Source organism: Actinoplanes sp. ATCC 53533, assembly GCF_003947245.1.
Genome location: NZ_QHHV01000681.1, coordinates 1 through 558, shown reverse-complemented (window position 1 = coordinate 558; position 558 = coordinate 1). Strand labels below are relative to the sequence as shown.

Annotated in this window: 1 protein-coding gene; it reads left to right on the top strand. The window is 69.4% G+C overall.

The genetic code is table 11. From position 1 onward, the window contains the following. The coding region (locus tag DMB66_RS60615; protein WP_125812742.1) for a DUF4032 domain-containing protein at window positions 1-558 on the top strand (558 nt) is incomplete at both ends.

Here is a 558-nt window from a genome sequence, read left to right as displayed (position 1 = left end):
GGCACCTGCAGTTCTCGCTGCCGTACCGGGCGCTCTTCTCCCACATGCTGCGGCCCGAGACGATGAACAGGCTGCTCGACGCGCTCGCCGCGCTGATCGTGCGGATGCACCTCACCGGCTTCTCGTGGGGTGACTGCTCGCTGTCCAACACGCTGTTCCGGCGGGACGCGGGCGCCTTCGCGGCATACCTGGTCGACGCGGAGACCGGCAACCTGTATCCGAAGCTCTCCGAGGGTCAGCGCAGCGAGGACATCGAGATCCTGCGGCTGAACATCTTCGGCGAGTGCCTCGACCTGGAGGCCGCCGAGCTGCTGCACGAGGCGATCGACCCGGAGGCCGTGGTCGACGACATCGTGGCCCGCTACGAGCGGCTCTGGCACGAGGTCACCTACGAGCAGGAGGTGCCCCGCGACGCCCGGCACGACATCGAGGGCCGCATCCGCCGGCTCAACGAGCTGGGCTTCGACGTCGCCGAGGTGGACTTGTCCACGGTGGACGGCGGCTACCGGGTCCGGCCCAAGGTCGTGGACGCCGGCTATCACACCCGCCGGCTGCTGC